Genomic DNA, 25,145 nt, shown 5'->3' with positions numbered 1-25,145 from the left:
CCAGCCTAACCAGAGCGGCGGGTACTCCGCCGGCCGAGGCGGCTGGCGGCCAGCATCAGCAGCGCGACCGCGAACATCGCGGTGCCGACCACGTTCACCTGGGGCGGGATGCCACGCTGGCTGGCTCCCCAGACGTACATCGGGAAGGTGACGGTGGTGCCGGAGTTGAAGTTGGTCACGACGAAGTCGTCGAAGGAGAGCGAGAAGGCGAGCAGTGCGGCGGCCACGATGCCGGGCAGCACCAGCGGCAGGGTGACCCGGCGGAACGCCTGCCACTCGGTGGCGTACAGGTCCATCGCCGCCTCCTCCATCCGGGTGTCCATTCCGGACAACCGGGCCCGGACGGTGACCACCACGAACGAGACGCAGAACATCACGTGCGCGATCACCACGGTCCAGAAGCCCTGCGGTATCCCGGCGGCGACGAGCAGGGCGAGCAGCGAGGTGCCGAGTACCACCTCCGGGGTGGCGACCGGGGCCAGCACCAGCACGTTGACCGCGGCCCGCCCCCGGAACCGGTGTCGGACCAGCGCGAACGCCATCAGCGTGCCGAGCACGGTGGAGATCGCCGTGGCCACGAACCCGATCTGTACGCTGCGCAGCACCGCCGCGCACATCCCCGGGCCGGCGCACGGGTCCCGCCAGTTGTCCAGGGTGAACTCGGCGAAGTCGTACGACAGCCGGCTGGAGGGCTGGTTGAACGACAGCCCGGCCACCACCGCGACCGGCAGCAGCAGATAGCCGAGCACCAGCGCGGCGACCGCCAGCACCCAGTGGTCGGCGACGAACCGCCCGAACCTGCCCCCCACCGCTACCGCACCTCCGCAGCCCCGGCCCGGCGCAGCCAGCCGACCACCAGCACCAGGATCGCCACCATCAGCAGCACCGACAGGGCGGCGCCCTGCGGATAGTCCAGCCGGACCAGGAAGGCCGCGTCGATCACGTTGCCGATCATGTATTCGTTGGGGGTGCCGAGCAGTTCGGCGCTGATGTAGTCGCCGGTGGCCGGGATGAAGGTGAGCAGCGTGCCGGCCACCACCCCGGGCATCGACAGCGGCAGGGTGACCCGCCGGAACACCTGGGCCGGCCGGGCGAAGAGGTCACCGGCCGCCTCCAGCAGTCGGGGGTCGAGCCGCTGGAGGCTGGCGTAGAGCGGCAGCACCATGAACGGCAGGTAGCAGTAGGTCAGGCTGGTGACCACCGCGACCGGCGTGGCGAGCAGCCGGCCGTCCGGGGCGAGCAGGTGCGCCGCGCGCAGCAGCCCGACCACGGCACCGCCGTCGGCGAGGATGGTCTTCCAGGCCAGCGTCCGGACCAGGAAGCTGGTGAACATCGGCGCCACCACGCAGACCAGCAGCAGGTGCTGCCAGCGCCCGGCGCGCAGCGCGATCACGTACGCGAGCGGATAGCCGAGCAGCAGCGCCAGCAGGGTCGCCAGCCCGGCGTACCCGAAGGAGCGGCCGAGCTGCCCGCCGTACGCCGCCAGCGCGTCCGGGTAGTTGCGCCACGACCAGGTCATCGCGTACCCGGTGGTCAGCGAGCCGGCCGGGTCGTAGAGGCTGGTCGCGCCGAGCTGCACCGCCGGGGCCAGGAAGAAGAGCACCAGCCAGAGCAGCCCGGGCAGCACCAGCAGGTACGGCACCGCCCGGCCGCGCCCGGACCGGCTCACTCCCGCCCCGCCCGCACCGCCGGGACCGTGGCCGTCCCGCCGTCGAGCAGGAAGGCGTGCCGGGGATGCCAGTGCGCGACCACCGGGGTGCCGACCGGGATCCGGGCCGACTCCCCGTCGGCGGCGGCGAAGACCGACAGCTCGACCCCGGCAGCGCTCCGCACCGAGTACTCGGTGCCGACCCCGAGGTAGCCGACATCGCCGACCGTCCCGTCCAGCCACTGGTGCCCGGCCGGCACCTGCTCCGGCGTGCCGGCCAGCCGCACCTTCTCCGGCCGTACCCCGAGCAGCGCCGCACCGGAGTCGACCCTGGCCCGGGCCGACGGCACCGAGAAGCGCCGCCCGTACGCCTCGACCAGCAGGTCGTCGCCACCGCGCCCGGTCACCGTGCCGGCGAGCAGGTTGGACCGGCCCAGGAAGGTGGCCACGAAGGCGGTGGCCGGGAACTCGTACAGCTCGGCCGGGGGGCCGAGCTGCTCGACCCGGCCGGCGTTCAGCACCGCCACCGTGTCGGCCAGGGTCATCGCCTCCTCCTGGTCGTGTGTGACGTGCACGAAGGTGCCGCCGACCTCGGCGCGCAGCCGCCGCAGTTCGCCCTGCATCCGGCGGCGCAGCGCCAGGTCGAGCGCGCCGAGCGGCTCGTCCAGCAGCAGCACCCGGGGCCGGTTGACCAGGGCCCGGGCCAGCGCCACCCGCTGCTGCTGCCCGCCGGAGAGCTGGTCCGGCCGGTGCCGCTCGTACCCGTCGAGCTGCACCAGCGACAGCATCCGGCGCACCTGCCCGGCCACGTCCGGTACGCGTCGCCGCCGCAACCCGAACGCGACGTTGGAGAACACGTCCAGGTGCGGAAAGAGCGCGTAGCTCTGGAACACCGTGTTCACCGGCCGGCGGTACGGCCGCAGCCGGGTGATCTCCTCGTCGCCGAGCAGGATCCGGCCGCCGGTCGGCTCGGTCAGCCCGGCCACCATCCGCAGCGTGGTGGTCTTGCCGCAGCCGGAGGGCCCGAGCAGGGCGAAGTACGAGCCGGCCGGTACGGTCAGGTCGAGCCGGTCCACGGCGGTGACGGCGCCGAATCGCTTGCTGAGTCCGACCAGCCGCAGCGCCCCGGACGGCTCCTCGACGACCATCGGCGTCAACCCCCGATGACCTGCTGGAACTTCGACTCGTACTCGCGTTCCCGGGCCTCGTCCAGCGACATGAACACCTTCGACCGGGCCTGTAGTGCCGCGTCGGGGAAGATCAGCGGATTGGTCGCCAACTCCGGGTCGATCTTCTCCATCTCGGCCTGCGCACCCTGCACCGGGCAGATGTAGTTCACGTACGCGGCGAGCTGGGCGGCCACGGCCGGCTCGTAGTAGTAGTCCATCAGCGCCTCGGCGTTGGCCCGGTGGGTGGCCCGGTTCGGCACCAGCATGTTGTCGGAGTAGAGCATCACCCCGGAGTCGGGGGCGACGAAGCGTACCCGGGCGTCCTCGGCGGCGAGCTGGATGACGTCGCCGGACCAGGCGACGCAGGCGGCGATGTCGCCCCTGGCCAGTTCGGCGGCGTAGTCGTTGCCGGTGAACCGGCGGATCTGCCCGCTCTTGACGGCCCGGCGCAGCTTCTCCAGTGCCTCGTCGAACTGGGCCGGGGTGAAGTTCGCCGGGTCGTGCCCGCCGGCGGCCAACAGCAGCCCCATGGTGTCCCGCATCTCGGCCAGCGCGGTCACCCGGCCCTTCAGGTCCGGCCGGGTCAGCAGCTCGTCCACGGTACGCACCTCGCCGGTGACCCGGCCGTTGTAGGCCAGCCCAGCCAGCCCGGACTGCCACGGGATGGCGAGCACGTTGTCGGGGTCGTAGGAGCGGTTTCGCAGCGAGGTCAGCAGGTTGCGGCCGACGTGCGGCAGCCGGCCCGCGTCGAGCCGCTGCACCCAGCCGAGGTTGATCACCCGGGCCGCCATCCAGTCGCTGAGCACGATGATGTCCCGGCCGATCGGCTGGCACGCGGCGAGCTGGTTACGGATCTTGCCGAAGAACTCGTTGTTGTCGTTGATGTCCTCGGTGTAGCTGACCTGGATGCCGGAGCGCCGCTGGAACGCCTCCAGGGTCGGCCGCTTCGACTCGTCGTCCTCGGCCACGTCCAGATACTGCGGCCAGTTCGAGAAGACCAGCGTCTTCTCGGTGCCGGAGAGGTCCTCGCTGGCGCAGCTCGCCTCGGTCTGCCGGGCCCCCCTGGTGCCGCAGCCGGACAGCGTGGTCGTCGCCAGCAGCGCCGCCGAGCCGGCCACGCCGCGCAGCAGCGTCCGCCGGGGCAGCCGCGGCGGCAGGGGATGCGGGCGATCACGCATGTGCGGCTCCTCCGGGTTCGTGTGCCGAGGGGCGGGGGCCTACGGGTCGACCCGCTGGCCGGAGGCGTCGCGGGAGATCCATTCAGACGCAGATCCTGACATGCGCCCGTACGACGCCTCACGCGGGTGTGCGCTGGTATATACGATCCCGCCATGCACCCCTGCCGCCCCGCCCGTCTCCGCCGGTCGTTCACCGTTGCCACCCTGGTCGCCCTGCTCGTCGCGGGTTGCACCACCACCAGCAGCAGCGTTCCGGACGACGCCGAGGTGACCATCTCCGGGCGGCTGACCCGGGCCGACGGCGCACCCGCGACCGGGGTGAGCGTCATGTTGCTCAAGGAACCCGACGCGGGAGAGGTCATCGGCGGCCTCCTGGCCACCGTCACGAGTCTTGGACTCCTCTGCCTCGCCGAGGCCGTCGACCTGTGCAAGGACGCCCGAAAGACAACGACCGACAGTACCGGCACCTACACGTTCCGGCTCACCGGCCGGGATACCCGGGGAACGTTCAACACCGCATCGACGATGGCGATCAGCGCCCGGCTTCCGGGCGAGGGCGAGACCGCCAGCGGGCCGGCCGTCCAGGCCCGGTTCAAGGTCCGTCGCACTGCCATCACCGTTCCCCCGCTCACCTTCTGGGAGCCGGCGGACCTGGTCGTCCGGCCAGACTCCAGCAGGGTCAGCTTCGACTGGTCGGACCGTCCGGGTCCGAAGAACCGGAAACCCCCGAGGTACACGGTCACCGCGACCTCCGGCACCGAAGGCAACGACGTGGTGTGGGTCGCCGACGGCGTCAAGCCGGGCGGATCGTTGGACGCACGGGCGATCGGGGATCTACGCGGCCACCTCCACGTCACCGCCACCCTCAAGGTCACGGACGACGGCACGGAGTTCACCACGCAGTACGACAGTCAGCGCGTCGGCCTGGTCGGAGCCCTCGAACCGCCTCAGTCCCGCGGCGCGGGATGCGCGGTCGCCGGCCGCCGCGGTGAGCCGGAACCCCTCGTACCGTGTTCCCTGACCGACGGCAGGTACGGGCGGCCCTATCGCCTCCGGTCGTGCTTGGAAAGGAGCGGCTCCGGCACCTCGCCGAGCCCTCGGGCGACTGAGTCGGCGGAACCCTGCCGTGCCAACACCTTCGTGCAGATCGACCTTGGCGTCCGCCGTCCGATCGCGGCGGTGTTCGCGCATCGCTTGTCGGTTTCGAGCCCGGTCGTGATCGAGACGAGTGACGACGGAATCACCTGGTCGCGACGGGCCGACGCCGGCGAGCCGCGTTTCCTGGCGGTCACCCTGCCGCCCGGAATCGACGCCAGGTACCTCCGGCTGTCCCAAGCGAACGGCAGAGGGGTGACCCAACTGTACGAACTCGCGGTGTGGCCGTAGCCGGCGCGGCGGACGGCCCGGAGGCAGCCCGGCGCCCCGGCGCCCGACCGGACTTCGATCCCCGGGTACGGGTCAGCGGTGCTTGGCCAGTCCGACGAACGCGCGCCACGCGGCCGGGCCGAAGCTCAGCGTGCCGCCGTCGCGGTCCTTGCTGTCCCGCACCAGCACCCGGCCGGGCAGGTTGTCCGCCACCTCCACGCAGTCTCCGCCGTTGTTGCTGCTCCGACTGGCGGTGCGCCACCGGGCGCCGGTCATGTCCATGTCTTCGCCACTTCCCTGATCAGGTCGATCGACGGTCGGCGGGGCAGCGCCTCACCGGTGAGGCTCTCCCACCGCTTTCCCAGGCTAGCAATGTCGGATCGATCGTTGAGGATCTGGCCACGTAGCTGGTTGTCCAGATAGGCCAGCTCGATCCCGTCGTCGAGCCGGGCCAGCACGAACGGCCCGGCCAGCCCGGTGTGCCACGGCACGTCCGCCGGGATCACCCGGACCTGTACGTGTGGCTTCTCGGCCACCGCCGCCAGGTGGGTCAACTGCTCCCGCATCACCGCCGGGTCGCCGAGCAGCCGGCGCAGCACCACCTCGTCGAGCACCGCGACGAGCTGCGGCGGCTTGTCGCCGGTCAGGATCTCCTGCCGCTTCAGCCGGCTGGCCACGATCTGCTCCACCTGGTCGGCCGGGAGCAGCCCGCCGACCCGCAGCATCGCCCGGGCGTACCCCTCGGTCTGGAGCAGCCCCGGCACGATCAGCGGCTGGTACGACCGCAGCGCGATGGCTTCCTTCTCGACCTCGGCCCACGGCCGGAACCACGGCATGTCCCGGCGCCGGAACGGGTCGGGCCACAGCTCGGCCGGCTCCCGGCCGAGGATGGCGGCCACCGCCACCCGGGTCCGGGGGTGCGGGACGCGGCCGGGCGAGAGCCACCGCCCGGCGGTCTTCGGGTCCACACCCACCTGTTCGGCCAGGGACTCGGCGGTCTCCCCCGCCGTCGCCATCGCCAGCCGTAGCACCTCGTTCATCGCCGGGCCGCCTTTCGAGAGGTCGGATCGTCCGGGCCAACATATCGACGATGCACATCTATGTCCGCCCGACACGGCCAACTGCCCAGAAAAGGCTTTGAACTACTCAAACTCGGCACACACGCACCGCATCATCTCGGCGATTCGGGATCTGTAGCTCGCATCGAAAAGGTCACCAGGACGTCCCGAAGTGTCCACACGTGGCCGACACCGACCAGGCTCCCCAGGGCCGCCCGCCGATCGGCGTCGGGCCGCCACCCGCCGATCCGACACAGGGCCGCTGGCCGGCATATATGCCAGACGAGCGTGATACCACCGAGTCATCATGATGACTCGGTGGTATCACCGCCGAGAGAGAGATGCCTGCCAGCCGGGCAGCCGACGACGGCCCGCCACCCGGCTCCGCCGCCACCCGACCCGCCCTCGCCCGACCCGCCTTCGCCGTAGGAGCTGATCCGTCATGCCGGGGATTCCCGCCGACCCGACCGTGCTGCACCCGGTGCCCGGGCAGCCTCGGGTAGTGCTGCTGAAACCGCTGGTCACCTCCCCGTTGATCGAGGTCGGGGAGTTCACCTACTACGACGACCCGGACGATCCGACCGCGTTCGAGACCCGCAACGTGCTCTACCACTACGGGCCGGAGCGGCTGGTCATCGGGAAGTTCTGCGCGCTGGGCGAGGGCACCCGGTTCGTCATGAACGGCGCTAACCACCGGATGGACGGCCCGTCGACCTTCCCGTTCCCGATCATGGGCGGCTCCTGGGCCGAGCACTTCGACCTGATCACGGGCCTGCCCGGCCGGGGCGACACGGTGGTCGGCCACGACGTCTGGTTCGGCTACCAGGCGATGGTGATGCCCGGGGTCCGGATCGGCAGCGGGGCGATCGTCGCCTCCGGTTCGGTGGTGGTCGACGACGTACCCGACTACGGCATCGTCGGCGGCAACCCGGCCCGACTGATCCGCCGCCGGTACGGCCACGAGGACGTCGCCCGGCTGCTGGCGCTGGCCTGGTGGGACTGGCCGCTGGAGCAAATAACCGCACACGTACGCACGATCATGGCCGGCAGCGTGGCCGAGCTGGCGGCCGTGGCACCCGGAACCCGGTAACCGATTCGGTCAGTAGCTGGGCGGGATGACCCGGAGGTGCCCCCGCCGTCCGGTCTGCTGACCGGGATGCTGGTCGCTCTCGATCTCGTCCGGGCGGGGCGGCGCCGGGCGGGCTGCCTCGCGGACCGCCTCGGCGAGCGCCACCAGATCGTCGGTGGTCGGCGGGGGCGGCTCGAACTCGCCCTCGTGCCGGACCACGTCCCAGCCCCGGGGTGCGGTCAGGCTTCGGGCGTGCGGCTCGCAGAGGTCGTAGGTGTGCGGCTCGGCGAAGGCCGCCAGCGGGCCCACCACGGCTGTGGACTCGTTGTAGACATAGGTCAGCGTGGCTACGGCCTGTCGGGGGCAGCCGTTGCGGGAGCAACGCCGTGGTGACCTCACGGCGGCACGGTATCTCCATTACCGGCTCCGCCACCACGCTTGGGCATGCGACACGCCGGTAAGGGTGATCACATTCCGGGCGGCCCGCTCCGACACGACCGAATCCCCGAGCCGATCTTGATCGGACCAGGTCTACCCTGTCGTCGTGGGCGGTCGTCCACGACGAGTGAAGCGGGGTGCAGATGACCAGTCCGGAGAACCGCCGGCCGGGATCCGGGCGCCGGTCGCACCGGGACCGGCACGGGCGCGGGCTGCGAGGTCGGCTCGTTCCGGCCACCGTCCCGCTGGCCCGTACCAAATCGGAGATCTTCGACGACCTGGTCCTGGACACCGTGGAGACCCTGGAGCGGCGGTTCGCCAAGGAACTGGCCGGAGTCGAGTTCGCGGTCGAGGACGTACCGCCGGACCTGAACGTCTACGACTCGGACGTACTCGAGGACGGTGAGGTCCCGCTGGCCCGGCTGCTGCCCGGGCGCCCCGGACGCCAAGAGGTGCCGCCCCGGATCGTGCTCTACCGCCGCCCCCTGGAGTTCCGCGCGATAGACCGCGAGGATCTCGCCGACCTGGTGCACGACGTGATCATCGAGCAGGTCGCGAACCTGCTCGGCGTCGATCCCGACGAACTGGCCTGAGCCCCGTCCCCCCGACAGGCGGCCACACGTCGATCCCGACGAGGCTGGCCTGACCCGGGCGGCCCCCACCACCCGGGCGCGGCCGCTCAGGCGACGCGACGCTTCAACTTGCGCCGTTCGCGTTCGGACAACCCGCCCCAGATCCCGAACCGTTCGTCGTGCCCGAGTGCGTATTCCAGACACTCGGCCTTGACCTCGCACCGGGAGCAGATCCGCTTCGCCTCGCGGGTCGAGCCGCCCTTCTCGGGAAAGAACGCCTCCGGATCGGTCTGCGAGCAGAGCGCTCGCTCTTGCCACTCCGGAGCATTTCCGAGCAGGTCGGCCACCTCGAGTCGGCCGTCCATCCAGTTGCCTCCTTATCGCGCACCGGCGCGGCAGCCGGCGCAACCCCCCACGCGGAAGGCGTGTTTGTCCGTCCGGTAGCGATTTGATGCGCTCCGTACGAACGACCCCACTGAAATTACACGTGTGTTATACGTGCGTCGTCAAGCCGAACCTGCTAAGTGGAGTCACCCCTACCGCGTGCCCGGACGACTCTGGGAGCCATCGGGTCTCGCAACACCTGCCCTATCGATTCAGACCCGGTGCGGGTAACGCCCGCACGGCGAGTTGCGTCGGATATCCGGCGTGGCGCGCCCGGCGCGCCCATGACGAACCGTCCCGGCGAGCCTGCGGCGGGACGGACGGAAGGGTCAGCCGGCGTACCCGTAGACGGTCGTCCGGGGCCGGGCCCGCCGGCCGGCGGCGGCCGCGATCCGTTCGAGCTGGGCCACCGTACGCGCCGAGCCGTGGTCGGAACCAGCCATCCGGGAGATCGTCTCCTCCATCAGCGTGCCACCGAGATCGTTACAGCCGCTCCGGAGCAGCTCAGCGGTACCGGAATCGCCGAGCTTGACCCAGGAGCACTGGATGTTGTCGATCCGGCCGTGCAGCAGCAGCCGGGCCATGGCGTGCACCACGCGATTTTCCCGCCAGGTGGGACCGGGGCGGGCGATGCCGGCGAGATAGATCGGTGCGTTGGTGTGCACGAACGGCAGCGCCACGAACTCGGTGAAGCCACCGGTCCGGTCCTGCAACCCGGCCAGTACCCGGAAATGGCCGAGCCACTGCCGGGGGTGGTCGACGTGGCCGTACATCATCGTGGAGCTGGACCGGATGCCCAGCTCGTGCGCGGTGCCGACCACCTCGACCCAGGTGGCTGCCGGCAGTTTGCCCTTGGTGAGCACCCAGCGCACCTCGTCGTCGAGGATCTCGGCGGCGGTGCCCGGGATGGTGTCCAGCCCCGCGTCGCGCAGCTCGGTCAGCCAGTCCCGGATCGACACACCCGCCTTGGCCGCCCCGGTGACGATCTCCATCGGCGAGTACGCGTGCACGTGCATGCCCGGCACCCGGGCCTTGATCGCCCGCACCAGGTCGGCGTACGCGGTGACCGGCAGCTTGGGGTCGATGCCGCCCTGCATGCAGACCTCGGTGGCGCCGGCCGCCCACGCCTGCTCGGCCCGGTCGGCGACCTGCTCCACCGAGAGCCGGTAGGCGTCGGCGTCCCGCTCCCGCTGGGCGAACGCGCAGAACCGGCAGCCCACGTAGCAGACGTTGGAGAAGTTGATGTTGCGGTTGACCACGTACGTCACGTCGTCGCCGACGGCGTCCCGGCGTACGTCGTCGGCGATCCGGCACAGCTCGTCCAGGGCCGCCCCGTCGGCGGCGAAGAGGGCCAGCGCCGCCGCCTCGTGCCGGGGCTCCAGCAGCGCGGCGGGATCCTCGGCGGCCAGCCGCAGCCCGGCCCGCAACTCGGTGCCGGAGGCGGCGGGGGCGGCGGTCGGGAGCTTCGCGCCGACCTCCGCCCAGTCGCCGTAGACGGAGTCGAAGTCGCCGCGCCGGTCGGCGCTCCGGCCGGTGGTGTCGATCGTGGTGTGCAGGTCGGTACGGCCACCCGGCACGAAGGCGGCGTCCGGCTCCTGCCATGCGCGGCCGACCGGCCGGGCCGACTCGACCGCCAGCCCGGTCGCCGGGTCGGCGAGCGCGGCGACGTGCGCGGCGAGCCGGGGATCCAGCCACGGGTCGGCCCGCCGGACGTACTCGGGGTAGACGGTCAGCCGCTCCCGCAGGGTGAACCCGGCGGCGGCGGTACGCGCGGCCAGCTCGTCCAGGTGCGGCCAGGGGCGCTCCGGGTTGACGTGGTCCGGGGTCACCGGCGACACCCCGCCCCAGTCGTCGATGCCGGCCCGCAGCAGCAGGTCGTACTCCCCCTCGATCAGGTTCGGCGGTGCCTGGATGCGGGCACCTGGCCCGAGCAGGATCCGGGCCACCGCCACGGTGGCGGCCAGCTCGTGCAGCTCGGCGTCGGGCATGCCGCGCATCGCGGTGTCCGGCTTGGCCCGGAAGTTCTGCACGATCACTTCCTGGACGTGGCCGTACTCCCGGGCGCTGCGCCGGATGGCGAAGATCGAGTCGACCCGCTCGGCGGGCGTCTCACCGATCCCGATCAGGATGCCGGTGGTGAACGGCACGCCGACCCGACCGGCGTCGGCCAGCACCCGCAGCCGGACCGCCGGCTCCTTGTCCGGCGAGCCGTAGTGCGGCCCACCTGGCTCGGCCCAGAGCCGGGTGGCAGTGGTCTCCAGCATCATCCCCATGCTCGGCGCCACCGGCTTGAGCCGTTGCAGCTCGGCCCAGGAGAGCACACCGGGGTTGAGGTGCGGCAGCAGGCCGGTCTCCTCCAGCACCGCGATCGCGCACGCCCGGACGTAGTCCAGTGTCGAGTCGAAGCCCCGCTCGGTCAGCCACTGCCGGGCCTGCGGCCAGCGCTCCTCCGGCCGGTCCCCGAGGGTGAACAGGGCCTCCTTGCAGCCCTGCGCGGCACCGGCCGCCGCGATCGCGAGTACCTCGTCCCGCTCCAGGTAGGGGGCGGGCAGCCGGTGCGGCACGGTGGCGAAGGTGCAGTAGTGGCAGCGGTCCCGGCAGAGCCGGGTCAGCGGGACGAAGACCTTCTTGGAGAAGGTGACCACGCCCGGCCGGCCGGCGTCGGCCAGCCCGGCGTCCCGGATCCGGCCGGCGACCGCCAGCAGTTCGTCGAGGAACTCGCCGCGCGCGGCGAGCAGCGCGGCCGCCTCGTCCGGGTCGAGGGCCCGGCCGTCGGCCGCCCGGCGCAGCGCCCGGCGCAGACTCGCGACAGTCGGTTGGTCAGTCCCATCAGCCACTCGTGCAGCCTAGGCGCAACGCCGGCCGGACCGCGCCTGCCGGACCCACCGCCGACGCCGGAACCCGCGTGGCACCTGTCACAGCCCCGGTCGAGCCGGCGCCGCCCGGCACCGGGTCGCCGTCGCGGTCGGCCTCAGCGCGGCTGGGTCGGGTCGTCGTCCCGGTCCGCCGGCGGTGGCTGGGCGCCGGCCGACGGCTGCTGGCTGGCCGGGTTGATCCGCTGGGTACGGTCGGCGACCGGCGGCCGCTGCGGGATCACCTGGGTCCGCCCTGTCTCCTCCTCGTCCGCCGCCGGCGATGCCGCGTCCGACGGGGTGGCGCCGACCGACGGCGCCGACCCGACCGACGGGACCGCACCGACCGACGGGGCGGACGGCGACTCGGCGCGCGGCGCCGCCGGGGGCGCGGAGGCGGGTGCCGGCGGAGCGGACGACGGCGCGGGCGGGGCCGACGCCGGTGGCGCGGAGGACGGCACCGGCGGGGCGTACCCGGGCTGGCCGTAGCCGGCGGGCGGGGCGTAGTCGGTCGGCTGGCCGTAGACCACGGGCTGGCCGTAGACGTGCGGCTCGGCCTGGCCGGCGGGCGGGTGGCCCTGGTACGGAGCACCCGGCTGGCCGTACGCACCCGGCTGGCCGTAGGCGCTCGGCTGGCCATAGGCACCCGGCTGGCCATAGGCGCCGGGCTGGGCGTACGGCTGGGGCTGGCCGTAGAGGCCGGGCTGGGGCTTGGGCTTGGACACGTGGAAGAGCGCCCGCCACACCCGGAAGACCAGGAAGGCCACCGCCAGCAGGATCACGTACGCCCCGACGAAGACCAGGGTCCGGGTGAACGCCTGCCGGAACTGTGTCTCGGCCAGCAGCCCGAAGATCCCGGCGAGCAGGGTGATCCCGCCGAACAGCACCGAGACGGCGTACTCGACGAGCGCCACCAGCGTGATCACCCGGGCCAGCCCGACCACCGGTTGGAGGTGGGTGGCGAGCAGTACCGCGAGCACCGGCAGCGCCACCTGCTCCAGGCCGATGAAGGCGTAGAAGGAGCTCAGCGAGCGGTCGCCGAAGTCGGAGCCCTCCCAACCGCCGAAGAACAGCTCGATCAGACCGCTGAACAGGAAGAGGGCGTTCGCCCCGAGGAGCACCAGCGCGATCAGCTCGCGCAGCGGCTTGGTTATCGAACTGGCCTGCGGCGCGTCGCTCGGCGCGGGCCCGGGCTGGCTGGTCAACTCTCCCCCTCAGACGGTGACGGGACTCCTGCGTCGCCTGAGCCTAGTCGGCCGGCCCGCCCGCCGCCTGTCCGGAGCGGATGGGCGAGGATGGAAGCCATGCGCATCGTGGTATTGACCGGGGGCATCGGCGGTGCCCGCTTCCTGACCGGCGTCCGCGCGTACGCCCGTCAGGTCGGCGCCGAGGTGACCGCGGTGGTCAACGTCGGCGACGACGTCGTCCTACACGGCCTGAAGATCTGCCCGGACCTGGACAGCGTCATGTACACCCTCGGCGGCGGGGCGGACCGGGAACGGGGCTGGGGCCGGGCCGACGAGACCTGGACCGTCAAGGAGGAACTCGCCGCGTACGGCGCGGAGCCGACCTGGTTCGGGCTCGGCGACCGGGACGTGGCGACCCACCTGGTCCGGACCACCATGCTGAACGCCGGCTACCCCCTCTCGGCGGTCACCGAGGCGCTCTGCGCCCGCTGGCAGCCCGGGGTACGCCTGCTGCCCGCCACCGACGACTGGCTGGAGACCCACGTCGTGGTGCGCGACCCCGCCGGGGACACCCCGGACGCCCAGCGGGCGATCCACTTCCAGGAGTGGTGGGTACGCCACCGGGGCGAGCTGCCCACCTCCCGCTTCGTCTTCGTGGGCGCGGAGGCGGCCAAGCCGGCGGCCGGGGTGCTCGACGCGCTGGCCGGCGCGGACCTGGTGCTGCTCGCCCCGAGCAACCCCGTGGTGAGCATCGCGCCGGTGCTCGCCGTGCCGGAACTGCGGGACGCGCTGGTCGCCGGCTCCGCGCCGGTGATCGGGGTGTCGCCGATCATCGGCGGCGCCCCGGTACGCGGGATGGCCGACCGCTGCCTGGCGGTGCTCGGGGTGCCCTGCACCGCGGCCGGGGTGGGTGGGCTCTACGGCGCCCGGTCGGCCGGTGGCATCCTGGACGCCTGGCTGGTGGACAGCACCGACGCCGGGACCGAGGTCGAGGGGGTGACCGTGCGGGCGGCCCCGCTGTGGATGACCGACGAGGCGGCGACCGCGACCATGGTCCGGACCGCCGTGGAGCTGGGATGAGACTTGAGGTGCTGCCGGTGCTCGGCATCGGCGACGTCACCGAGGGCGACGACCTGTCGGCGCTGATCGCGACCGCCGCGCCCTGGCTGCGGGACGGCGACGTGCTGGTGGTGACCAGCAAGATTGTCTCCAAGGCGGAGGGCCGGCTGGTCGACGTACCGGTCGACGGGCCGGAGCGGGAGGCGGCCCGGGCCGAGGTGCTGGCCGGCGAGACCGCCCGCCCGGTGGCCCGGCGCGGCTCGACCCGGATCGTCCAGACCCACCACGGCTTCGTGATGGCCTCCGCCGGGATCGACGCCTCCAACGTGGACCGTTCCCGGCTGGTGCTGCTGCCGAAGGATCCGGACGCCTCCGCCCGGGCGCTGCGGGCCGCGATCCGGGAGCGGCACGGCGCCGACGTGGCGGTGATCATCTCGGACACCATGGGCCGGCCGTGGCGCAACGGCCTCACCGACGTGGCGCTGGGGGTCGCCGGGATGCCGGCGGTCCGCGACCACCGCGGCGAGGTCGACCCGTACGGCAACAAGCTCAACATCACCCAGATGGCCGTGGTCGACGAGTTGGCCGGCGCGGGCGAGCTGGTCAAGGGCAAGTGTGACCAGGTGCCGGTCGCGGTGGTCCGGGGCTATCTCGGTGCCGCCGATCCGGACGACGGGCGCGGCGCGGCGGCGCTGGTCCGGGACGCCGAGCACGACCTGTTCGCCCTCGGCACCGCCGAGGCACGGGTCGACGGGCTGCGCGCCGCCGCCACCCTGGCCGAGTCGACGGCCGGCGGGCCGGTCCCGTCCGTGGTGCCGGCGGTGCTGGACGGCGCCGACGCCGGGCTGGTCCGGGCGGCGGTGGACCGGGCCCTGCGCACCGTCGCCGGGGTCGTCGCGCCCGGCACGGTCTGGACGCTGGTCACCGACGAGCGACGGGTACGCGACCGGCTCGGCGAGTCGGCACCGCCCCAGGCGTACCGGAGCGGCGTCCTGCTCGACTGCGCGCCACCCGGTCCGCCCGGCACCGACCCCGGTGTGCTGATCCGGTTCGGCGCCGACCTGCACCGGCTGCGGGCCGCGCTGGCCGCCGAGGGCCTCGGCTCCGCCGTACTGCCGGCATCCTCCGGTGCGATCGGGTCGACCCTGCTGGTCGGCACCCCGCCGGGTCCCACCACCGGGCTCTGACCGCCCCGGCCGGCTGTTCAGCCGGTCAGCATCGCCCGGCCCAGCGGGGTCAGGCTGTGCAGCACGGTGTTGCGGTCGCGGTGGCTGACCAGCAGTCCGGCGTTGCGCAGCACGGTGGTGTGCTGGCTCGCGGCCGCCGCCGAGATGTTCAGCCGGCGGGCCACCTCGCCGGTCGAGCAGCCGTCACCGACCACCTCCAGCACCCGGGCCCGGGTCTTCCCGATCAGCGCGGCCAGCGCCACCCGGCTCTCCTCCCCACCGGCCGCCGGTGCCGGACCGGCGCCCTCACCCGGTGCCGGTGTCAGCCCACCCAACCGGTCTACCGGATAGACCAGGACCGGGGGCAGCTCGGGGTCGAGCAGGGTCACGGGCATCCGGGCGCAGAAGAACGACGGCACCAGCAGCAGCCCACGCCCGTCGAGGTGCAGCTCCCGGTCGGCCGGATAGTCCGGTACCTCCAGCACCCCGGAATCCCAGCGCATCGCCGGACGGAGACTGGCCAGCAGCCCTTCCGTCCCGCCGTCGAGCAGGGCCCGGGCCCGCCGTGCCCGGTCCGCCTCCACCGCCGCCTGGATCCGGTCCCAGTACGGCTCGATCGCGGTCGCCTGGTAGATCCGCATCGAGTCGGTGAGGTGCTCCAGCACCTCGACTTCGCCCCGGGCCAGCGCGCTGGCGGTACTGGGTAGCGGCAGCGGGCTCTCCCCGGCCAGTACGTTCAGGTCGCGCTCCAGCGCGTTGACCGGCGTGGAGCGTACGGCGTCCAGCCCGGCCGCCAGGCCGTACATGCTGTGGTAGGGGGTCAGGAAGTCGGGGAAGTAGCCGCGGGGCGGGTTGAGGGCGAGCAGCAGCCGCAACTGCCCCGGTGCGGTGTCCCGGCGGAGCCCGCCGAAGACGCCCCGCCGCCAGCCCGCCATCATCGGATCCCGGCTGCGCCCCTGCAACAGGTGCAGGCTGAGGACCAGCTCCCAGACCTGGTCCGCGGCGGGGGCGACCCGGGTCCGGGCGATGTCCTCGCTGGAGAAGACGATCCGCAGCATGGCACGCACTCCCCGAATCGCCGGATGGGGTATGCCCGGCAACCAGTCGCACTCTACCGGGTGCCATCTATCAGCGTCTTTCAGCGTGGGCTGAAAGACCTCGACGGCCGGCGGAGCCAGCGGGCATGCTCACTAGGCCGATACCGGGGTCACCGGCGTTCTGGACGCCGGGTGACCCTGCGGCATGCCGGGGGCAGGGGAGGAACGCGACACCCGGACGGTCGCCACGAGGGTTCGCGGACGGTTGTCCGCGGAGGGTGCTGTCCGGGTTGTCGCTTCCATGCCGCCCGCCCCGAGCGAGCCGAGACGAGACGCCGAGCGGGCCGCGAGGCCGAGCGAGCCGCAGCGCCGTCGCATACCGCCGGGCTCAGCCGTCCCGGCCCGGCGCGATCAGCAACGCGACCCGGTGGTCCTCGTCGGTCACGTAGTAGCGGGCACCGTCCAGTTCGGTCAGCCCCTCCACGTTGTGCAGCGGGGCGAGGTCCGCCATCAGCTCACCGGCGACAGTGGACCCGGACGGGTCGGCCGGCCAGCGGAACCGCACGTGCCGGCTGGTCACGTCACCGCCGGTCGGGTGGTCGTCGAGCAGCACCGACCGCTTGCCCAGGGCGTCGATCGAGCCGACCACCGCGTCGTACCCGCCGTCGTCCCGGGCCGACAGCGCCCGGAAGCCGGTCAGCTCGCCGGGCCGGGTCACCCCGGTCAACGCGTACGCCCCGACGACCCGGGGCCAACTCCGCCGGTCGAACATCCCGGCCACGTCCGCCAGCTCGACGAGGATCGGCTCGCCCCGCCCGGTCACCGGAAACCGCAGCCCGAGCAGCACGGTGCCGGTCGGGGTGAAGGCCGCTGCCTCCACGTTGACCGGCAGGTCGTCGTCGGTGAGCCGGTCGACCCAGCTCTTCGCCCGGGCGGTGCCCCGGGCCCGGGTCGCCGCGATGAACAGATGCCGCACCTGCTCCCCCGCCGGCAGTACCCCGATCCCGGCGGTCAGCAGGGCGTCGTTCACCGCCCGGTGCAGCCGGAACTGGTTGCGTACCACGTGCAGCCGGGGCAGCGGGGCGGCCGCCTCGGCCTCCCGGAACCGGGCCACGAAGGCGCGGCGGGGGCGCAACGGCCCACGCTTGGAGCCGAAGTGCGAGCCGAAGACGTAGATCCAGCCGTCGTGCCGGGCCAGCGCCTCGCCGTCCTCGGTCCGGCCGTTCTCGGCACCGGCGTCCATCGGCACGTGCGCGGTCAACCAACTGCCGTCGTACCGCTCGACCAGCAGGGCCAGGCATCCCTCGACCGGCCCCTCGTCGAGTACGGTCCAGAACGCCCGCCGGGCGCCGTACGCGGCGAGCACCTCGGGCGCGCGTACCGGCAGCAGGTCGCTCGCCTCGTTGCCGGCGACCGCCAGTTCGACGGTGTGCGAAAGGCAGGTCATACCGATGATGCTACGAGCCCCGCACTAGGGTGGCGCTGTGCCCGATGCCCTGTACGCCGACACGTTGGCCCTGCTCACCGCCTGGCAGCCGCCCACCGCCGAGGCGGCGGACGCGCTGGACCGGACGCTGCGACTGCTCGACGAGGGCGGTCCGGCGGCGCTGACCCGGGCACACCGGGCCGGCCACGTCACCGCCAGCGCGCTGGTGCTGGACGCCACCGGCAGCCGGGTGCTGCTCTGCCTGCACGGCCGGTTCCGTCGCTGGGTGCAGCTCGGCGGGCACTGCGAGCCCGGCGACCGTACCCTGGCCGGGGCGGCGCTGCGGGAGGCGACCGAGGAGTCCGGGATCGCCGGGCTGTGGCTCGACCCCACCCCGATCGACCTGGACATCCACCAGGTTTCCTGCCAGGGCGGCTCGCTGCACCACGACGTACGCTTCGCCGCGGTCGCCCCGGCCGGCGCAGTCGAGCGGGTCAGCGCCGAGTCGGTGGAGCTCGGCTGGTTTCCGCCGGACACCCTCCCCGAGCCACTGGCCGGCGCCACCGCCCAACTGGTGGCACCGGCGCTCGCGGTGTACGCGCGGAACCGCCCGCGCCCCGCACCTGACGTCTGGCGAGGTCAGCCGGACCCGGTGAGCGCTAGAGGTAGCGGTGCACGCTAGAGGTAGGGGTGCGCCTCCTCCGCCTCCAGCGCGGCGACGATCTCCTTGACCTCCTGGGCCCGGGACCGGGCACAGACGAAGAGCGCGTCCGGCATGTCGACCACCACGGTGTCCTGGACCCCGAGGGTCACCACCAGCCGGTCGGACTGGGTCACCACCACCGTCCGCTCGGTGTCCCGGAGCACGACCCGGCCGGCCGGGGGCGTGCCGTCGGGTCCCTCCCGGAGCACCACGTTGCTCGCGTCGTCGCCGGTCAGCGCCTCACCCAGGGTGTGGAAGTCGCCGACGTCGTTCCAGCGGAAGTCGGCCGGCACGGTGGCGACCAGGCCGCGTTCCGCCGCCCCCTCCATCACCGCGAAGTCCACCGAGATCTTGGTCAGTTCCGGCCAGACCCGGTCCAGTACCGCTGCCTGGTCCGGGGTGCCCCAGGCCGCGGCGATCTCGGTCAGCCCGGCGTACAGCTCCGGCTGCTGCCGGGCCAGCTCGCCGAGGAAGACGTCGACCCGCCAGACGAACATCGAGGCGTTCCAGTAGAAGCGGCCGGACTCGACGTACTTGACCGCGAGGTCGTACTCCGGCTTCTCCTTGAACCGGACGACCTGCCGGGCCGGGCCGTCACCGATCGGCTCGCCCGACTCCAGATAGCCGTAGCCGGTCTCCGGGTGGGTCGGGGTGATGCCGACCGCGACCATCAGCCCGTCCCGCGCGGTCGAGATCGCCGCGCCGAGCACCTCCAGGAAGCGGGTCTGGTCGCCGACCACGTGGTCGGCGGAGAAGGCGCCCATCACCGCGTCCGGATCCCGCCGCGCGATGATCGCCGCCGCCAGCCCGATCGCCGCGCAGGAGTCCCGGCGGGAGGGTTCGACCAGGACGTTCTCCTCCGGTACGTCGGGCAGCTGCCGGGCCACCGCGACCGCGTGCGCGGCACCGGTGACCACGTACGTGCTCTCCGGGGCGGACAGTGGGCGCACCCGGCGTACGGTCGCCTGGAGCAGCGACTCGTCGGAGCCGGTCAGCGGGAGGAGGAATTTGGGGCGGCCGGCGCGCGAGAGTGGCCACAGACGGGTGCCACTGCCGCCGGCCGGAATCACGGCGTAGAACATCGCCACATCATGCCCGAGACGTCAGGGGCGGGACGCACACACCGTCTGATAACACCCGAATTCCGCCCGGGACCCCTCACGCCCGGGCCCGGCCCCATGCCGCGAGGTGCACCTCGGCGCTGGACTCCCAGGTGAACTCCTTGGCCCGGTCGAAGCCCGCCTTCGCCAGCGAGAGCCGCCGCGCCTCGTCGTCCAGCAGCGCACCGAGATCGGTCGCGATCTGCTGCGGATCCTCGCTGGTGTACGCCACCGCATCACCGCCGACCTCCGGCAGCGACAGCCGCGGGGTGGTAAGCACCGGGGCGGCGCAGGCCATCGCCTCCAGGATCGGCAGCCCGAAACCCTCGCCGTACGACGGATAGGCGGCGACCAGCGCACCGCCGAGGAAGCCCGGCAGGTCGGCGTAGCGCAGGTAGCCGGGGCGGAGCAGCCGCAGGTGCGCCGGTACGTCGGCGACGGCCTGGTCGATGTCGTCGTCGTGCCCCTGACCACCGGCGATCACCAGGGCGGGCGGCTCCGGCCGGTCCTTGACCGCCAGCACCCAGCCCCGGATCAGGTTCGGCACGTTCTTGCGCGGCTCCTTGGAGCCGAGGAACGCCACGTAACTGTGCCCGCCCAGGCCGAGCCGGGCGCGTACCCGGGCCTTCTCCTCGTCGCTCGGCGCGTGGAACGCCGCCTGGTCCACCCCGTGGTAGGCCACGTCGATCCGGGTCGGGTCGGCGTCCAGCAGCCGGATCAGCTCGTCCCGGGTCGCCTTGCTCGGCACGATCACCCGGTCGGCCCGGCGCAACGAGGTCTTGATCGCGCTGCGGAAGAAGGTCCGGCGCGACTTGTCGTAGTGCTCCGGCTCGGTGAAGAAGGTCGCGTCGTGCACGGTGACCGTCACCGGACAGCCGGCCCGGAGCGGACAGGTGTAGAACGGCGAGTGCAGCACCTGCGCGCCGACCTGCTGGGCCAGCAGCGGAAGCCCGGTCTGCTCCCAGGCCAGCCGGGCCGGCCGGTGCGCCACCGCCGCCGGCGCCGGGATCACCTCGGCCGCCGGCAGCATCCGCGAGTATCGCTCGGCGTCGGTGCGCAGCCCGACCACGGCCAGCTCCAGGCCCGGCCCGATCACCTTGCCCAGGGCGCCGAGCAGGCCGTCGACGTATCTGCCAACGCCGCCCCGGTCGGCGGGGACGCTGGTGGCGTCAATGAGCACGCGGGGCGGGCGACCGGCGGTCACTGGGCAACTCCTCGGCTGAGTGTGATGTAGGGAACAACACTGACTCCAAGCCTACGCCGCGCCGCCCCGGGCGCGTCGACTGCGACCCGTCGGGCAACTGTCTTTCCGGTGACTCAGACAGGTACGCGACGAAGGCGTCACGATGGGTGCCGGCGTCGCCGCGACCGCCCGCTCGGAGATCATCACCGGCCCGGGGCGGAGCTCACCGCCGCTGGCCGGCCGGGTCGGTATCGTCACGGGCGATGACCGAGAACATCTCCGGGCTGTTCGCCGCCGCGATCGCCGCCGACCCGACCCGACCGCTGCTGACCTGGTACGACGACGCGACCGGAGACCGCACCGAACTCTCCGGGGCGACCCTGGCCAACTGGGTGGCCAAGACCGCGAACCTGCTGGTCGACTCGGCCGGGCTGGCCCCGGGCGATCCCGTCGGGGTGCTGCTGCCGCCGCACTGGCAGACCGCGGCCGTGCTGCTCGGCTGCTGGTCGACCGGGTCGGCCGTCTCCGGTGCCCGGCCCGGCGAGTCGGCCCCGCAGCCGGTCGACGTGCTCTTCGCCTCGGTCGACCGGGTCGGCGAGGCCGCGGCCTGGCCAGCCGGTGACCGGTACGCCCTCGCGCTCGCCCCGCTCGCCGCCCCGGTACGGGAGCTCCCGCCCGGCTGGGCCGACTACGTGCTCGAGGTACGCGGGCACGGCGACCACTTCACGCCGTATCCGGCCGCCGGCCCGCAGGACCCGGTGCTGGCCGACCTGGCCGCCGAGCGCGCCACGGAGCTGGGCATCGGGGCCGGCGATCGGGTGCTGGTCGACGCGGCCCGCCACCCGGACCCGGTGGACTGGCTGCTCGCCCCGCTGGCCGCCGGGGCCAGCACGGTGCTCTGCGGCAACCTCGACCCGGCCCGGTTGGCCGACCGGGCGGCGGCGGAGAAGGTAACGGTTCGGCTGACGTAACCGACGTCACACCGGAGGCCGGCTACCTCCGCTCGGCGGTCCGCTGCCGGGCGAAGCGCGCGAAGGCGAGCAGCGACTCCGGGTTGGCCAGCGCGCCGGTGGCGGCGGCCGAGTCCACCGGCGCGCCGGTGAGGATCTTCTTCACCGGCACCTCCAGCTTTTTCGCCGACAGCGTCCTCGGCACCGCACCCACCTGGTGGATCTCGTCCGGCACGTGCCGGGGCGACAGCCCGGTACGCAGTTCCCGGTTGATCCGCGCGGTCAGCTCCGGACCCAGCTCCAGCCCGGGCGCGAGTACGACGAAGAGCAGCAGTTCGCCCGCGCCGCCCTCGTCGTCCTCCAGGTGCACCACCAGCGAGTCGGTCACCTCGGGCAGCCCCTCGACCACGGAGTAGAACTCGGCGGTGCCGAGGCGTACCCCGCCCCGGTTCAGGGTCGCGTCGGAGCGGCCGGTGATCACACAACTGCCCCGCTCGGTGACGGTGATCCAGTCCCCGTGCCGCCACACCCCGGGATAGACGTCGAAGTACGCCTCCCGGTAGCGGCGGCCGTCCGGGTCGTTCCAGAACCCGACCGGCATGCTCGGCATCGGTGCGGTGATCACCAACTCGCCGAGCTGGTCGACCACCGGGTCACCGTCGGCCGACCGCGCCTCCACCCGGGCACCCAGGCAGCGGCAGGTGATCTCACCGGCGACGACCGGCAGCAGCGGCACGCCGCCGACGAAACCGGTGCAGACGTCGGTGCCACCGGAGATCGAGTCGAGCCGCAGGTCGGCGCCGACGGAGTCGTACACCCAGCGGAAGCCCTCGGCCGGTAGCGGCGCACCGGTCGAACCGACCCCGCGCACGGCGGAGAGGTCGACCAGCTCGGCCGGGCGCAGCCCGGCCTTGCGGCAGGCCAGCAGGAACGGCGCGGAGGTGCCGAAGTAGGTGGTGCCGGTGGCGGCGGCCAGCCGCCACAGCGTGCCCAGGTCCGGCTCGGCCGGGCGGCCCGGCTCGGCCCGGACCGCCGGGTTGCCGTCGAAGAGCACGATCGCGGCACCCACCGCCGGGCCGGAGACCAGGAAGTTCCACATCATCCAGCCGGTGGTGGTGAACCAGAAGAAGCGGTCCCCCGGGCCGAGGTCGTGGTGCAGCGCCAGCATCTTCAGGTGTTCGAGCAGGATGCCGCCGTGCCCGTGCACGATCGGCTTCGGCAGCCCGGTGGTGCCCGACGAATAGAGCACGTAGAGCGGGTGGTCGAAGGGCACCGCCGCGAAGTCCAGCGGCTCGTCGGTCCCGGCCGCCAGCTCCGCCCAGCGAAGCGCCCCGTCCGGCGGCGCGGCGTCCGGCTCCAGATAGGGCAGCACCACCGTGTGTACGACCGACGGCAGCTCGGCCCGGATCGTCGCCAGCTCGGTGCGGCGGTCGACGAGCTTGTCCCCGTACCGGTAGCCGTCGATGGCCACCAGCACGGTCGGGGCGATCTGCCGCCAGCGGTCGAGCACGCTGCGGGTGCCGAACTCGGGGGCGCAGGAGGAGAAGACCGCCCCGAGGCTGGCCGTGGCGAGCATCAGCACGAAGGTCTCGGGAATGTTCGGGGCGTACGCCGCCACCCGGTCACCGGGGCCGACGCCCAGCCGGACCAGTCCGGCCCGGACCCGGCGTACCTGCTCGCGCAGCTCGGCGGCGGTCAGGGTGACCGGGGGGCGGGTCTGGCTCTGCGCGATCACCACCGGCTCGTCGTCGGCCATCCCGGGCATCCGGAGTACGTGCTCGGCGTAGTTGAGGGTGGCGCCGGGAAACCAGCGGGTGCCGGGCATGGAGGTGTCGACCAGGGTCGCGGTCGGCTCGGTGTGGGCCCGGACCTCGAAGTAGTCCCAGATCGAGCGCCAGAAGCCGTCGAGATCGGTGACCGACCAGCGCCACAGCGCGGCGTAGTCGTCGAAGTCGAGGCCCCGGTGCCGGCTCAGCCAGCGCAGGTAGTCGCCGATCCGGGACCGGTCGTCGCCGGCCGGCGGCGGCGTCCAGAGCACCTCGCCCACCATGGTCCTGCTCCTCCCTACGGCCCGCACGCCGGTGTGCCGGGCCTGGTCGCCATACTGCCGTACCCCGGCCCGCCATTCTCCGCCCGGAAGCCGGCACCGGTACGCGTGCCCGGCCCACATCTCCGGCCCCCGGGTCATGTGGGCCGGCCCGGGGAGGTCGGTGCCGGGCGGCTCAGCCGGCGACGGAGGAGTCGGCGGCGCCCCGGTGCGCCTGGATCGCCTTGCGCTTGGCCAGCCGGTGGGCCCGGCGGATCTCCGCCTCGCGGAACCGGCGCTCGTCCTCCGGGGTCTCCGGCAGCACCGGGCGGACCGGGCGGGGGTTGCCGGCCACGTCCACCCCGACGAAGACCAGGTAGGCGGTGGCCACCACGATCGGAGCGTCCTCGGCGCTGTCCCAGCGCTCGGCGACCACCCGGACCCCGACCTCCATCGAGGTCTGCCCGGTCCAGTTGACCTGCGCGTGGGCGTGCACCAGGTCACCGACCCGGACCGGCTCGGCGAAGACGATCTCGTCGATCGCGGCGGTCACCGCGGTACCGCCGGAGTGCCGTGCCGCCGACGCCCCGGCCACGTCATCGACGAACTTCATCAGCACGCCGCCGTGCACGGTGCCGTAGAGGTTGACATCGACCGCCGTCATGATCCGGCTCAGCGTGACCCGCGAGTACGAGGTCGGCTTGCCGGCCGGCGGTGGCGAGAACTGCTCGGTCATGCGGCAACGGTACGGCGACCCGCCGTGCCGCCGCCCCCGCCGGTGACGGCGGTTACCCGGGTCACCCCGGTCACCCCCCGGTGACAGTCGGCAAGATCGATACTGGACGCGCCCGTGCAGGCTGCCGGGCGGCGTCCGAGGCGGTACGGTGCGCGGATGCGACATCTCTGGAGCTTCCTCGCCGGAGTGGTGGCGGCGCCACTGACCTGGGCCTTGATCGCGCTCGGTCAGGACGGGTCCGCCCGCACCGTCACCCGCTGGGTGGAAGTCGGTACCTTCAACACGGCCAACCTGATCCAGGGGGCCGTCTACCTCGGAGTCGCGGGCATCCTGCTCGGCCTGCTCGGCACGCTGCGGCTCTCCCCGGCCGGCCCACTCGCCGCCGGCCTGCTGCTGGTCGCCCCGTACGTCGGGCTGTTCGTCGACCCCTTCACCGTGCGCGACGCGGTGCCGGCGAACTGGAAGGTGTTCGGCGACCCGCTGCCGTTGGTGCAGGTGCTGGAGAACGGCACGACGTTCCTGCTCGGCGTGCTGCTGCTGATGGCCACCTTCAGCATCCAGCGCTGGCGTCGCTGGCCCAGCCCGGTAGCCCCCGCACCCGCGCCGACGTCGTCCGATGTGGAGGAGCCGACCCCGACCGACTGGTCCCTGCTGAACAACCCGCCGGAAAGCGACATCAAGCCGCCGACCCTGGGCTACCCGGAGCCGGACACCGAACCGCTGCCGCCGCTGCCGCGCCGCGATGCCGGATCGCCGTGGTCGGCACCGCCCCGGAGCGCGACGAAGCGCGACGACGCGGCCGACAGTACGACAAGCTGACTGTGCCGGGGCGGGTCGTT

At 73.0% G+C, this 25,145-nt stretch carries 24 protein-coding genes; 8 read left to right on the top strand and 16 right to left on the bottom strand.

The window, feature by feature from the left end; genetic code table 11:
• Positions 1–5 precede the first annotated feature (5 nt).
• From AAH979_RS18345 to AAH979_RS18330, 4 genes are read right to left on the bottom strand one after another with little or no spacing between them, the layout of a single operon-like run.
• Complete coding sequence (locus AAH979_RS18345) at positions 6–809, bottom strand: ABC transporter permease (RefSeq protein ID WP_346259328.1); 804 nt, start codon at positions 807–809, stop codon at positions 6–8.
• 2 nt (positions 810–811) lie between these two features.
• Positions 812–1,669, bottom strand: coding sequence for an ABC transporter permease (locus AAH979_RS18340; protein WP_346259327.1), 858 nt, complete (start codon positions 1,667–1,669; stop codon positions 812–814).
• Complete coding sequence (locus AAH979_RS18335; protein WP_346259326.1) at positions 1,666–2,796, bottom strand: ABC transporter ATP-binding protein; 1,131 nt, start codon at positions 2,794–2,796, stop codon at positions 1,666–1,668. Before AAH979_RS18335 ends, AAH979_RS18340 begins: the two co-directional genes overlap by 4 nt.
• 5 nt (positions 2,797–2,801) lie before the next feature.
• On the bottom strand, positions 2,802–3,995 hold the full coding sequence (locus AAH979_RS18330; RefSeq protein ID WP_346259325.1) for a spermidine/putrescine ABC transporter substrate-binding protein: 1,194 nt from the start codon (positions 3,993–3,995) through the stop codon (positions 2,802–2,804).
• Between the two features lie 153 nt (positions 3,996–4,148).
• On the opposite strand from AAH979_RS18330, the gene AAH979_RS18325 reads away from it, so the two are divergent.
• The gene (locus AAH979_RS18325) at positions 4,149–5,381 is read left to right on the top strand and encodes a discoidin domain-containing protein (protein WP_346259324.1); all 1,233 of its coding nucleotides are present in this window, start codon (positions 4,149–4,151) and stop codon (positions 5,379–5,381) included.
• 72 nt (positions 5,382–5,453) lie between these two features.
• On the opposite strand, the gene AAH979_RS18320 is transcribed toward AAH979_RS18325, so the two are convergent.
• Both AAH979_RS18320 and AAH979_RS18315 read right to left on the bottom strand, forming a co-directional pair.
• A complete protein-coding gene (locus AAH979_RS18320; RefSeq protein ID WP_346259323.1) occupies positions 5,454–5,642 on the bottom strand; it encodes a DUF397 domain-containing protein in 189 nt (62 codons plus the stop codon).
• Positions 5,633–6,400 carry a helix-turn-helix transcriptional regulator gene (locus tag AAH979_RS18315; protein ID WP_346259322.1) on the bottom strand — a complete coding sequence of 256 codons (768 nt, stop codon included), beginning with the start codon at positions 6,398–6,400 and terminating at the stop codon, positions 5,633–5,635. Before AAH979_RS18315 ends, AAH979_RS18320 begins: the two co-directional genes overlap by 10 nt.
• A 460-nt stretch (positions 6,401–6,860) precedes the next feature.
• Here AAH979_RS18315 and AAH979_RS18310 point away from each other — a divergent pair, with 460 nt between their 5' ends.
• Positions 6,861–7,508, top strand: a complete 648-nt coding sequence (locus tag AAH979_RS18310; protein WP_346259321.1) for a CatB-related O-acetyltransferase — start codon at positions 6,861–6,863, stop codon at positions 7,506–7,508.
• A gap of 9 nt (positions 7,509–7,517) precedes the next feature.
• Here the strand turns inward: AAH979_RS18310 and AAH979_RS18305 are convergent, their stop codons facing one another.
• Positions 7,518–7,886 carry a DUF3499 domain-containing protein gene (locus AAH979_RS18305; protein ID WP_346259320.1) on the bottom strand — a complete coding sequence of 123 codons (369 nt, stop codon included), beginning with the start codon at positions 7,884–7,886 and terminating at the stop codon, positions 7,518–7,520.
• Between the two features lie 182 nt (positions 7,887–8,068).
• On the opposite strand from AAH979_RS18305, the gene AAH979_RS18300 reads away from it, so the two are divergent.
• On the top strand, positions 8,069–8,518 hold the full coding sequence (locus tag AAH979_RS18300) for a metallopeptidase family protein (RefSeq protein ID WP_101367925.1): 450 nt from the start codon (positions 8,069–8,071) through the stop codon (positions 8,516–8,518).
• 86 nt (positions 8,519–8,604) lie between these two features.
• On the opposite strand, the gene AAH979_RS18295 is transcribed toward AAH979_RS18300, so the two are convergent.
• From AAH979_RS18295 to AAH979_RS18285, 3 genes are all read right to left on the bottom strand, one after another.
• Positions 8,605–8,862, bottom strand: coding sequence for a WhiB family transcriptional regulator (locus AAH979_RS18295; RefSeq protein WP_101367926.1), 258 nt, complete (start codon positions 8,860–8,862; stop codon positions 8,605–8,607).
• Positions 8,863–9,210: 348 nt separating this feature from the next.
• The gene (locus AAH979_RS18290; protein ID WP_346259319.1) at positions 9,211–11,718 is read right to left on the bottom strand and encodes a bifunctional FO biosynthesis protein CofGH; all 2,508 of its coding nucleotides are present in this window, start codon (positions 11,716–11,718) and stop codon (positions 9,211–9,213) included.
• Between the two features lie 134 nt (positions 11,719–11,852).
• On the bottom strand, positions 11,853–12,938 hold the full coding sequence (locus AAH979_RS18285; protein WP_346259318.1) for a hypothetical protein: 1,086 nt from the start codon (positions 12,936–12,938) through the stop codon (positions 11,853–11,855).
• Positions 12,939–13,037: 99 nt separating this feature from the next.
• On the opposite strand from AAH979_RS18285, the gene cofD reads away from it, so the two are divergent.
• Both cofD and AAH979_RS18275 read left to right on the top strand, forming a co-directional pair.
• Positions 13,038–14,000 carry a 2-phospho-L-lactate transferase gene (cofD, locus tag AAH979_RS18280; protein ID WP_346259317.1) on the top strand — a complete coding sequence of 321 codons (963 nt, stop codon included), beginning with the start codon at positions 13,038–13,040 and terminating at the stop codon, positions 13,998–14,000.
• Complete coding sequence (locus tag AAH979_RS18275; protein ID WP_346259316.1) at positions 13,997–15,166, top strand: coenzyme F420-0:L-glutamate ligase; 1,170 nt, start codon at positions 13,997–13,999, stop codon at positions 15,164–15,166. The genes cofD and AAH979_RS18275 overlap by 4 nt, the downstream gene beginning before the upstream one ends.
• A 17-nt stretch (positions 15,167–15,183) precedes the next feature.
• On the opposite strand, the gene AAH979_RS18270 is transcribed toward AAH979_RS18275, so the two are convergent.
• Both AAH979_RS18270 and AAH979_RS18265 read right to left on the bottom strand, forming a co-directional pair.
• Positions 15,184–16,203, bottom strand: a complete 1,020-nt coding sequence (locus AAH979_RS18270) for a winged helix-turn-helix domain-containing protein (protein WP_346259315.1) — start codon at positions 16,201–16,203, stop codon at positions 15,184–15,186.
• A gap of 367 nt (positions 16,204–16,570) precedes the next feature.
• The gene (locus AAH979_RS18265) at positions 16,571–17,629 is read right to left on the bottom strand and encodes a hypothetical protein (RefSeq protein ID WP_346259314.1); all 1,059 of its coding nucleotides are present in this window, start codon (positions 17,627–17,629) and stop codon (positions 16,571–16,573) included.
• A 37-nt stretch (positions 17,630–17,666) separates the two neighbouring features.
• Here AAH979_RS18265 and AAH979_RS18260 point away from each other — a divergent pair, with 37 nt between their 5' ends.
• On the top strand, positions 17,667–18,290 hold the full coding sequence (locus tag AAH979_RS18260) for an NUDIX domain-containing protein (RefSeq protein ID WP_346259313.1): 624 nt from the start codon (positions 17,667–17,669) through the stop codon (positions 18,288–18,290).
• Here AAH979_RS18260 and AAH979_RS18255 read toward each other — a convergent pair.
• Positions 18,287–19,393, bottom strand: coding sequence for a sugar phosphate nucleotidyltransferase (locus AAH979_RS18255; protein WP_346259312.1), 1,107 nt, complete (start codon positions 19,391–19,393; stop codon positions 18,287–18,289). The genes AAH979_RS18260 and AAH979_RS18255 overlap by 4 nt on opposite strands.
• A gap of 76 nt (positions 19,394–19,469) precedes the next feature.
• Complete coding sequence (locus AAH979_RS18250; RefSeq protein WP_346259311.1) at positions 19,470–20,615, bottom strand: glycosyltransferase family 1 protein; 1,146 nt, start codon at positions 20,613–20,615, stop codon at positions 19,470–19,472.
• 242 nt (positions 20,616–20,857) lie between these two features.
• Between AAH979_RS18250 and AAH979_RS18245 the strand changes: the two genes are divergently transcribed.
• Positions 20,858–21,565 (top strand): TIGR03089 family protein, encoded by a 708-nt coding sequence (locus AAH979_RS18245; RefSeq protein WP_346259310.1) that lies wholly within the window; start codon positions 20,858–20,860, stop codon positions 21,563–21,565.
• Between the two features lie 22 nt (positions 21,566–21,587).
• Here the strand turns inward: AAH979_RS18245 and AAH979_RS18240 are convergent, their stop codons facing one another.
• Both AAH979_RS18240 and AAH979_RS18235 read right to left on the bottom strand, forming a co-directional pair.
• Entirely contained in the window at positions 21,588–23,591 is a 2,004-nt protein-coding gene (locus tag AAH979_RS18240) for an acetoacetate--CoA ligase (protein ID WP_346259347.1), read from the bottom strand.
• 175 nt (positions 23,592–23,766) lie between these two features.
• Positions 23,767–24,306 (bottom strand): acyl-CoA thioesterase, encoded by a 540-nt coding sequence (locus tag AAH979_RS18235; RefSeq protein ID WP_346259309.1) that lies wholly within the window; start codon positions 24,304–24,306, stop codon positions 23,767–23,769.
• A 156-nt stretch (positions 24,307–24,462) separates the two neighbouring features.
• Here AAH979_RS18235 and AAH979_RS18230 point away from each other — a divergent pair, with 156 nt between their 5' ends.
• On the top strand, positions 24,463–25,125 hold the full coding sequence (locus AAH979_RS18230; RefSeq protein ID WP_346259308.1) for a hypothetical protein: 663 nt from the start codon (positions 24,463–24,465) through the stop codon (positions 25,123–25,125).
• The last annotated feature ends 20 nt before the right edge of the window (positions 25,126–25,145 follow it).

The organism is Plantactinospora sp. ZYX-F-223, from assembly GCF_039649625.1.
GTDB lineage: Bacteria > Actinomycetota > Actinomycetes > Mycobacteriales > Micromonosporaceae > Plantactinospora.
This window is presented reverse-complemented; position numbering and strand designations above follow the sequence as displayed.